The organism is Paenibacillus taichungensis (genome assembly GCF_013359905.1).
Classification (GTDB): Bacteria; Bacillota; Bacilli; order Paenibacillales; family Paenibacillaceae; genus Paenibacillus; species Paenibacillus taichungensis.
In genome coordinates this window covers 1-10485 of the sequence record NZ_JABMCC010000098.1, presented here as the reverse complement: position 1 = coordinate 10485, position 10485 = coordinate 1, and the positions used below count along the sequence as shown (strand labels likewise).

The following is a 10485-nucleotide window of genomic DNA, read 5'->3' as shown; positions in this document are numbered from 1 at the left end:
ATAACGGCGGTCCATCCTGCCCTATTCCATTTTCGTTTGAGTGTGTTATAGATTGATGTTCACCTCTTTGTAAAGCTCATAGAAAAAGTCATACAGATTAAAGGACAATCCGAATATAATGAAACCAAACATCCAGATCGTCAGAATCGCAAACACAGTAACGGCCGAGTTTTTGATCGTTTCCACAAATTCAAAATTGTGAATTACTTGTGTCATCACAAAGAACATGGAGAGAAGCCACAGTACCATCACCATATTCATGGCATGAATGATGATCGATTCATCTAGTGAGACGATGTTGGATAATAACAGAAGTGGAATTGAGAAGAATACGTATGGTGATAGCGCATACACACTTCCTTGAATTACTTCTCTGAATTTACCCTCACCGTCTTTGACACTGCAAACTAAGTAGTTGGCAACAATCCAGGTGATCCATGGTAGGATGAAGAACCCCATCTCTTTTAGTAAATTAACTTCTGAGAGTTCAACTGGATGAAAGAGGAACCCAGTCCAGTAGATTGTGCATAATTTGATGGCCAGCACGAGAGACAGCAGGGCTACCGTAATCCATGGTGCAATTCTCGCTTCCTTGATCCGGTAGAATCCTTCATATGGATGAAACATCACATAACTGAAATTTTTCAAATCAGCGAAAGGTTGCTGCAAGCGCTCAGAAAGCGGCCGCTTCCGCAGGTATAAACGTATTCCGCGTATACCAAAATGGAGGAAGAGTCCACCCCCTACTAGGCTATATATCAGGATCATAAAGTGGTTCTGCAACCAGTCTAACCTCAGCTTCCAGAAAGCTTTGGAGTAACCTTCTGTATCAAAGGCTGCCTTCATAAACATCAACGCATCCTCGTTGCGTCCTTCATGTAGAAGCACTTTTCCTAAACCTTGAAAGGTGCCGTTATACATATCGTTACGGGCGTAGACAGCTTCCCAGTAAGGCTTGCTTTGCTCGTATTTCCCTTCTGCATACAATGCTAGCGCTTTCAGCACATCTCTTCCCAAATCAGTACGCACATATTTGTGTACGGTATTCGTACCGCTGTCCGAGATCCAGATCGCATGGTTGCTGTCCACCCCAATGCCTGTCGGATAACCCAATATGCCATACTGCTGCGTATCTTTATTGACAAGACCAAACTCAAACATCGCTTCCCCATTACGGTCGTACATATTGATGTGCATAGAGTCAAGGTCAATATTGTAGAGAAATGCATCAGCATCAATCGCAGCATCAACAATACCGTGACCGTTCTCTAACGTCTTATTCTTGAATATATCCACGCCGCCTGCATTCAGTTTACGGATGGCTCCCTTCCCCTCACCGCCAGCAGTCGAAGTATAGATAAAGCCGTCTTTGTCTAGCGAGACATTCGTAATCGGTTTAGGAAGCGCAGCCTTTTCCTTGGCCAATTGATCTTTATTGAGAACCAGTTTCTTCAACCAGTTGAGCATGGATTGATCTGCTTTGTTAGCACCGAAGTAACCCATGAATTCACCTTGGGGATTTAACCGAACAAGCCCTTGATAAGATGAATTCAGTTGTATGTACATGACACCACGACGATCAACGATCAACTTGACGGGCACAAAGTGCTCGGACCCCATTAATGGTGTATTCGGTTTTTTGAAATCACGCTGAAACACCCCGTTTTGATCAAATACCGCGATCCTCTGATTACCTGAATCCGCAACATACACTGCATTGTCCGGTGTGACAAACACACCTTCAGGTGAAGACAACTGTCCTGATCCTTCTTCTTCACCGATTGTACGCAGAAGACTACCATCCTGATCTAGCACTACGATTCGGTTCTGCTTCTTATCTACGATGTAGACCTTGTCGTCTGAGGCTACGTCAAGGTCTACCGGTTCCCCAAAGTCGGCAGAATAGGCACCTGCTGGTCTGTAAATCGGCTGAATTTGGAACCAGTTAGACTGGTTACTGTCATAATAAGCCGTCCAGTACGGAAGACTTGCTGAAGCTGCCTTCGGCAGAACGGTTAACGCAATCAAGCCTATGAGTGCCATTGATAACCATTTTTTCATCGCGACTCTACTTCCTTTACTGATGACTTTACTTAATACCGGAATGGACCATCGTCTCCAATACCTTGCGTTGGAAGAGCAGGAAGATGATCAAATTCGGGATAAAAATGAGCAGTCCGGCTGCTGCTGCCATATTCTGTCCTGCGACATTGTTCTGCAGCCCACTAAGCAGGCTATTCACATAGAACGGTAAAGTACGCATCGCCTCTTTTTGCATGAACAAAGTTGAGGTCTCGACATCACCCCACACATTTTGAAAAGTAAGAATGGATATCGTTGCAATGGCTGGAACGGATAAAGGCAGAATAATTCGTCTGAATATACCGAAATGACTGGCTCCGTCAATCTTTGCAGCCTCCATCAGATCATTTGGAATTTGGGAAATAAATCCGACCAGCATGAACACCGCCACCGGTGATGCAAGTGAAGGTAAGATGTGTCCGAAATACGTATTGTTCAGTCCAAGAGCGCTGATGACCAGATAACGTGGAATGGAAACAGTTTCAGGTGCGAACATAAGGGAAAGTGTGATCATCCCCATAATGAGTTTCTTGAAATGGAACTGATATTTTGCCAATACATAACCTGCCATTGTACTGACCATGATTACACTGATCAGTGTAAATGACACAACAACCATACTGTTAAACAGGTAACGGGTGAACGGTACCAAGGCATTGGTAGCGTGAAGAAACAACGTTTCAAAGTTATTTAGTGTTGGCTGTTGTACAAAGAATTGAGGTGGAAACAAAAACAATTCATTTTGTGGTTTAAAGGCATGATTGAAAATAAATACAATGGGTAGAGACATAAATACTGCCAGGCAAGTAAACAACAAAATCAGAATGACATCGAAAGATGATACTGAGCGGAGCTTTCGTAATTTGGCTATCATACTTACAGCTCCTCCTTCGAGTTGAACAGCCGATATGCAAACCTCATCACAAAATAGCTGAACAACAGCAGCATGACCGACACTGCAGAAGCATAACCAAGTTCGAACCGGATGAATGCATAATCATCGACATGATTAATGATCAGATGACCGGCATACTGAGGAGTCACCGCCATACCCGTAAGCTGGGTCGAAATACTGCCTGCCTTCAGTGTAGACACGATGGTCATGACGGCACTGAACAACATCTGTGGCTTCATCGAAGGGATAGTGATATAGAATACTTCCTGAAGCCGATTGGAGAGGCCATCGATGCGGCCGGCTTCATACAGCTCGCGATTGACCGTTTGTAATCCCGCCAGCATCGCCAGAAAACCTACGCTGAAACTCATCCATAAGGAGACCATAATCATAATAGGAAGCAAATACTTGGGATCTTGCAGCCAAGTGATTTGAGAGTCAATCCAGCCCATTTGTAATAAAAAATTATTAAGATACCCAACCCTATCGCCACTGAACGCTGCAATCCAAACGACCGACAATGCTACCCCACCAGCCATAGAGGGTGCATAGAACACTAATGTATAGTAATCCCTGACCCGCAGAGGCAGTTGATGTATCAGCCAAGCGAAGAAGAACGATAGAATATAACCACCCGGCCCAACAATTAATGCAAACAGAAATGTATTCGGAAGTGCCTTGGTCAAAAAAATAATATCTTGCGTAAATAATGCGATAAAATTGTCAAAACCGATAAAATTCAGACTTCCAAACCCATCATAAGATGTAAAACTAAGTGTGGCCGCCATCACGACAGGAATGACGATAAATATGAGAAAGCAGATCAAAAACGGTGCCAGAAAAAGATAACAGAAAGCATCTTTTCTAAGCTCTCTTAGAAAACGCATCCACTTTGATACAAAAGGTGAAGGTGGCTTAGTTGGGTGTAACACTGGAACAACCTCTGTTTTCACGATTCTGTGTCCTCCCATACGTAGGGCTCTGTAATCTGTGGAATATTCAAACTTCTGCCCATGATGCCGAAGTTCCGCTGTCTGCGGTCCATCTCCCGCTGCAGGGACAAATGCGCTTCTTCCAATGATTCATCCGCTGGTATGCCGTCAAATACGGTTCGATTCCATGCAAAATCCATCTCCCTGCCCAAGAAATAGTATCCCGGTACATTCGGCATGTTCAACGCCCAACTGGCTTGTTCCCGAATAGCTTTCAAATCATCAGCAGGCCAGTTTAGAGAGTCCATCGCTTTTACATTGGCTGTATTCCAGCGATATTCAATACCATAAAATGATTCCATATCCGCAGCATATCGAGATTGTATTTCTCCTGAAGTCCACCACTTCAGAAATTCCCAATCTTTATCTTTCTGCTCGCTTTTTTTCATGATCATCGCACCAGTTAGGCCTTGAGGAGACCAGCGCACAACCTCACCATTTTCCTGCTTAATTCCAGGTAACGGAGCGACCTTCCAATGTCCTGTAATTTCCGGCGCAGCTACTTGTAACTGAACATAGGTGTTAAAATCAGATATCCCAATCGGAATATCCCCATCCCGAAAGTGTTGAAAGAAAGCCGGGATATCAATTGGCAAATTGTATTTTGTAAACATCTCGGTCCATAATTTAAATGCTTGTTGTCCAGTGTCGCTGAATATATTAGATTTCAGACCGTCTTGTGTATAAGGGTCGGTACCATGTTCCAGAAACAATGTGGAATAATCAGCTTTTGGTACGTTCATGGTCATCCCATTCTCTTGCAGAGTGGGTAAGATATCAAACACATCGTCCCAGGTATCAGGCACTTCTAAATCCAGTCTTTCAAGTATGTCCGAGCGGTAAAACAACAATTGAAAATTCTGTACTTCTGGCAATCCATAAGTTCCACCATCATACATCAGAGCTCTGGTAACACCCGGAGTGAACTGATTCATCATGTCATCAAAACCTGGATACTGTGATAAATCCTCGACAGCATTCCGCATGGCATAATCTGCAGGTATCGATTCTCCTACTCCAAGTGCAATATCAGGAACCTCTCCTGCTGCATTTCCAAGTATTAACATGTTTGGATTTGGCATAAGATTGATATTGACTTCAATCCCTGTCTTGGGCGTGAAATCCTGGCTAACCAGTTCGCGCAATAAATCAACATAATCACGCCCTCGTCCGACCCAGATCGTTAACGCACCTTCTTCTTCTGGCCCTCCGAGATCATAATCCACATAGAAGGAACGTGAGAAGTCCGCTAACGAATAAGGTATTCGTGAGAGTGCAGTAGGCTCTTTGAGGCCTGTCTTAGCATCCGGTGCCCGCACAACCAGATAATCGAGAAGTAGCGGTTGCTTGGTCAGAGTCGACATCCATGTCCCGATATTGGCCTGGATCGTGGAGAATTCTTTGATTTTGCTTGGAATTTCGTTCACATCGCTCAGCATCTCCTCCAGAATGGTAACCGAAGCTTTAATAGCCTGTGATAGATCCGAATCCCTCTCATTGACCGAATTGGTATAAAGGCGAATCATGTTCAACCGGTCTGTAATAGCTTGAAGTTTGTTCTCAACTTCCGGATCGTACTTTTTCATTTCCCATGTCCGCGTTGAGTCGATATTGGAATCGGACGCGCTCTTGCTATAGTTTCCGGTAATCAACCTCATCTCACGGTCAAAAGCGGCGATCTGTAACAAAGTATCCTTAAGTGCAATCAATATTGGCTGCATCTTTGTTGAATCCGCGGTCATGCGTATAGAGTGCTTTCCTTGTTTAAGATAGAATTTAAAGGGTTCCCCGGAAACATTGGATAAGGTCGTAATTTCAAATTCCTTATGATAGTCAATTGCGTAGTTCAGCATCTCCTCGAAAGGAACCTTGCCGTCAATGGAGATGGTACGATAGGCTTTAAATCCTGGACGATAGTTCTGGAAGTTCTTTAGATCAATCTCGTACCAACCGTTTGTTGGCACTTCAATATCCCATTCTACCCATTCACCTGGTAAGTTCCAGTGGTTTCCACCAAGCACATTATAGGTGATCCGTCCCTTGGGATCTGGTGATATGTAGGGCTCTGCCCAATGATCTGTTTGAATCGATAAATGTGATTTGCGTTCAAATTGCTCTGTTTCCCTCACCATGTACCAGTCGGAAGCATCAGATGATACTGAAGGATATGCACTCTTATATTCCTCGTACGGTATGACATGCTCCTGACTTTGGAATGACATTTGTTGCAATGCAACTCCACCTCGTTCGCCCACTAATCTTAGCGTGTGTTCCCCTGTCTCCAGTCGAAACAACAGCGGACGGGAGGAAACCGAATAATCTGATACTGCTTTACTTATCCATTCGTTCAGTTCCGTCTGTTGCGGTCTTACCTGCATACCTAGTTCGTTGCGATCATACGGATACTTAGCATCCTTCCACATCCGTTCCAATTCAACACGTTCCGCTTCCTCGAAGGGATAACTGCCATCAATCATCACTCCCCGAATCACGGAACTGTTACTGCCCGGTAAGGGCTTGTAATCCAAATGAAGTTCATACCAGCCAGCTTTCGCTACATGAAACGTCCAATCTACTGATCCTGCTTCGTTCTCCCAATTGAGCACGGTTTTTCCGTCATCCTTCGATGAACTGAGTTTGGTTATCGGTGCTGCTGTGTCATATTGACTAGGGTTGATCCGTATTTCATTCCCGTTTCCTCCAGAACGTTCTTGTTCGCTTACTCCCTGCATCAGGATGGCATAAGGGATTTTATCACCTGCTGGCTGGAATTGAAGTAGCTGATCAGCTGTCACACTACCAGAGTAAACAACCTGTTCCTCGGAGGTTATCCACCGGATAACGCCAACAACCAGGGCAACAACAATCAATATTTGTATCGGAAAGCGAAGATAGCGGGGCAATGAACGCTTCTTCATGTTTCATCTCTCCCAAATACAAGTTCCGTAGTCTCATCAAAAAAATGTATCTTGTTCATTTGAAGTCCAACCGATACGATCTCATCCGTTTCATATCGTGTGACTGGTTCTGTTCTAACAATTAACCTGATATGTCCAAGCTGGATGTAGACATAAGAATCGGCTCCAGTCTCCTCAGTCATCTGTACAATACCTGGTAGGAACGAAGGATCATCGATACGTCCACGGCAAAGAGAGATGTGTTCTGGCCTCACGCCCAGAATAACGTTTCTAACCGCTCCAAATTTTCGTTCTAATCGAGAGACACAGTTTTCTGGAAGCAGTAGCCTCATCCGTTTGTTGGAGAAGTAATAGAACCCATCGCTCACTTCGATCGTGCCTTTAATGAAATTCATTTGCGGAGAACCAATGAAGCCTGCTACGAAAACATTCGCAGGTTCATCATAGAGCTTTCTTGGGGGGGCGACTTGTTGAATAACACCATCTTTCATCACAACAATACGTGATCCCATCGTCATTGCTTCCACCTGATCATGCGTAACATAAACGGTTGTCCGTCTTAGTTCCTGCTGCAGCTTGATCAGCTCTGCACGTGTCTGGGCTCTAAGCTTGGCGTCCAGATTGGAAAGAGGTTCATCCATCAAAAATACTTGTGGTTCTCTTGCAATAGCTCTACCAAGGGCCACACGCTGCTTTTGACCGCCAGATAACTGACTTGGTTTGCGGTCCAATAGGTGCGAGATTTCCAGTATCGAGGCTACTCGTTTAACACGGGTATCAATCTCATGTTTCGCAGTCTTCCGCAATTTCAGACCAAGTGCAATGTTCTCCAGCACGGACAGATTGGGATAGAGGGCATAATTCTGAAATACCATGGCTATATCCCTGTCTTTTGGTGAGACATAATTAATGAATTTCCCATCTAGGTATAACTCTCCGCTGCTGATTTCCTCTAACCCGGCCAGCATCCGTAGCGTTGTTGACTTTCCGCATCCAGATGGTCCTACCAGGACAAGAAATTCCCCTTCATCAATCGTTAAATGAAAGTCGTTGACGGCAGGGCGGGACTCGCCTTTATACCGTTTAAATACATGATCAAAAGTAATGCCTCCCACCTATTCTCACCTCTCCCTTACTCAACTTCCGTTTGTATTCTCAATGGTAGCGCAAACATTTCCAGTAAAAAATGAGATAAAATTAATCTTTGTAGTTCATTCTTAATCTGTATTTCAAAACAGTAACTAAAGATAAAAAAAGCCCGTGTATGAAACCACTGTTCAGTGGTTCCATACACGGGCTTAGTTAAACGATCCAAATGAACACTTACTAATAAATACAGCTTTTCTCATGTTAAGTTGGGCCATGGAACTAAAATCGCTAATTTAGCGACTTTCTAGATGATCATGTTTTTACCCCAACGTTTTCAACTCACTCTTTGCGATATCAATAAAGGCAGCCATTGATGGAGAAATCCATTTCTCACGATGCCAGAGCATCTGTGCGGAAAAGGATACATCCGATAAATCCCATGGTAAAGCAACTAGTCTTCCCTCTCTTAATTCTTCCTTCAAAGCCATCTCAGGTAGGGACTTTCAGTGGGGCAAAAACCTTTTAATCAGCCATCATTTCACAGAAATTTTTCTTCTTTATATCGTCTCATTGATTTTGATCAACAATTTCTTTAATACTTGCTTCTCTTCGTCAGAAAGGACTTGAACGATTTCTTCCTCCACTTTTTGGAAAGACTCTTGGAAGTCTTCAATCAATTCAACCGCCTTTGGCAATACGTATATGTTTTTTTGCCGTTCATTATTGGCCGGGATTTTACGCTCGATGAACCCTTTCTGCTCTAGAGCTTGAAGCATACTTGTAATGCTGGCCCGACTTAGATGAAATCGATCTGCAAGATCCATTTGAATAATATGACTATTTTGGTTTTCGTAAATATAATCAATTACTTTTCCTTGTTGAGCGTTTAGCCCTAGTTCTTTTATACTTTCGTCCGCTCTTTTCTTTAACTTAAGACCGATAATCTGAAATAAATCCAGATAAGGTGTTTCCTTTCGGGATTTCATAATCTTCCCTCCTGATATTGTTAGGAACCTAATTGTAAGTATATAAACTATACTGCGATCCTCTTGGCTTGTCAAAAAAACATTAGCTAGTTGACAGTTAGAAAACTAACAGTTATGATTCGAATTGTTCGAGAAAGAAACACTTGGGAGGAATTCAAATGGATAAGATAAATAAAAATGCTGCGTTAGAACAAGTTACGGCGATTACAAATGTACGTGTCTTTGATGGGGAGCAAATCATTTCATCAAGACATGTTGTCATTAAAGGGGAGTCTATTGTTTCAGTCGGTGGAGACTTTCCAGCCGATGCAACGATTATCGATGGAGATAATGCGACTCTAATGCCTGGTCTGATTGATGCACATGTCCACACTTCCATCGGCGGATTACGAGATGCCCTACAATTCGGCGTTACCACTGAACTCGAAATGAACGGTGATTTTACTAAACGAGGGCGCGAAATTCAGTTGAAAAATGTGAATGACATCGCAGATGTCCGTTCTGCTGGCACAGCAATCACCGCTCCGGGTGGTCATCCGGATGAATTATTGCCGGATGGAGATGAAATACCTGAATTCGTATTAAAGGAACTAGAGAAGTTATCAGAGGCAGACCGGGAAGCAATGTTAGCCGCATACGCTCACGATCACGATGAAATACCGCAAGTGACAACAGTCGAAGAAGCGATTAAACATGTGCATACCCAAGTCGAGAATGGGGCCGACTATATTAAGATCATGATTGAAGAAGGTACGGTCATGGGTGCACCTGGACTGCCTGTATTAAGTGACGAGATTCTAAAAACAGCCGTGACAGAAGCCCACAAGTCCGGTAAGCTGGTCATCGCCCACGTCTTGACGGCTCTTTCATCGCAACAAGCCATCGATTTTGGAGTCGACGGTTTGGGCCACTTGTTCATCGACAGACCCGAGTACACCTCCGAGTTAGTGAAATCTATAGCAGGTTCAGGCGCATTTGTTACACCGTGCTTGGTGTTGAATTCATCAATTATTGGAAATACGGCATCCGAATTAGCGAATGATCCGCGTGTGCATTCCAAATTAAGCCCTGATTGGATTGATATTTTGAACTCAAGCTTCAATACGTTCCCTCAAGGCAATATGGAGAATAGCTTTAAGAATGTGATGGACCTTCACCGTGCTGGAGTTGATATTCTGGTAGGGACAGATGTCGCACCAGTTCCCGTTCCGAACCTCGGAGGCCTTGCTCATGGGGCAAGTGTCCACCACGAGATGCAGTTGCTAGTGAAAGCCGGGTTCACTCCAATCGAAGCTCTTCAATCGGCTACTTCGAAACCAGCCCGTTGCTTTGGTCTTCACGATCGCGGCCGTATTACCGAGGGAGCGCGTGCTGACCTTGTTCTCGTAGACGGTGATCCAACAACGAATATTTTGGATACCTTGTCGATCAAATCCGTGTGGTTTAATGGTTCGCAGCAACTAGGTTAATCCCATTCAATCTGCTCGTATATTGGAAAACTCCGTGCTATAGCACGGAGTTTT

8 protein-coding genes are annotated in these 10485 nt (G+C 43.9%); 1 reads left to right on the top strand and 7 read right to left on the bottom strand.

Features of this window, described 5'->3' with window-relative positions; translation table 11 throughout:
• Positions 1 to 45: 45 nt before the first annotated feature.
• The 7 genes from HP548_RS04450 to HP548_RS04420 all read right to left on the bottom strand — a co-directional run bounded on the left by HP548_RS04450 (position 46) and on the right by HP548_RS04420 (position 8962).
• Positions 46 to 2061 carry a YIP1 family protein gene (locus HP548_RS04450; RefSeq protein ID WP_175381020.1) on the bottom strand — a complete coding sequence of 672 codons (2016 nt, stop codon included), beginning with the start codon at positions 2059 to 2061 and terminating at the stop codon, positions 46 to 48.
• 28 nt (positions 2062 to 2089) lie between these two features.
• Positions 2090 to 2956, bottom strand: coding sequence for a carbohydrate ABC transporter permease (locus HP548_RS04445; RefSeq protein WP_076291413.1), 867 nt, complete (start codon positions 2954 to 2956; stop codon positions 2090 to 2092).
• A gap of 2 nt (positions 2957 to 2958) precedes the next feature.
• The gene (locus HP548_RS04440; protein ID WP_343054762.1) at positions 2959 to 3930 is read right to left on the bottom strand and encodes a carbohydrate ABC transporter permease; all 972 of its coding nucleotides are present in this window, start codon (positions 3928 to 3930) and stop codon (positions 2959 to 2961) included.
• Positions 3927 to 6887, bottom strand: coding sequence for an extracellular solute-binding protein (locus HP548_RS04435; RefSeq protein ID WP_175381019.1), 2961 nt, complete (start codon positions 6885 to 6887; stop codon positions 3927 to 3929). The genes HP548_RS04440 and HP548_RS04435 overlap by 4 nt, the downstream gene beginning before the upstream one ends.
• Positions 6884 to 8002, bottom strand: coding sequence for an ABC transporter ATP-binding protein (locus tag HP548_RS04430; RefSeq protein ID WP_175381018.1), 1119 nt, complete (start codon positions 8000 to 8002; stop codon positions 6884 to 6886). The genes HP548_RS04435 and HP548_RS04430 overlap by 4 nt, the downstream gene beginning before the upstream one ends.
• Before the next feature lie 294 nt (positions 8003 to 8296).
• The gene (locus tag HP548_RS04425; protein ID WP_246317927.1) at positions 8297 to 8464 is read right to left on the bottom strand and encodes a LysR substrate-binding domain-containing protein; all 168 of its coding nucleotides are present in this window, start codon (positions 8462 to 8464) and stop codon (positions 8297 to 8299) included.
• Positions 8465 to 8533: 69 nt separating this feature from the next.
• A complete protein-coding gene (locus HP548_RS04420; protein WP_076291416.1) occupies positions 8534 to 8962 on the bottom strand; it encodes a MarR family winged helix-turn-helix transcriptional regulator in 429 nt (142 codons plus the stop codon).
• A 158-nt stretch (positions 8963 to 9120) separates the two neighbouring features.
• On the opposite strand from HP548_RS04420, the gene HP548_RS04415 reads away from it, so the two are divergent.
• Complete coding sequence (locus HP548_RS04415) at positions 9121 to 10431, top strand: amidohydrolase family protein (RefSeq protein WP_175381017.1); 1311 nt, start codon at positions 9121 to 9123, stop codon at positions 10429 to 10431.
• Positions 10432 to 10485 lie beyond the last annotated feature (54 nt).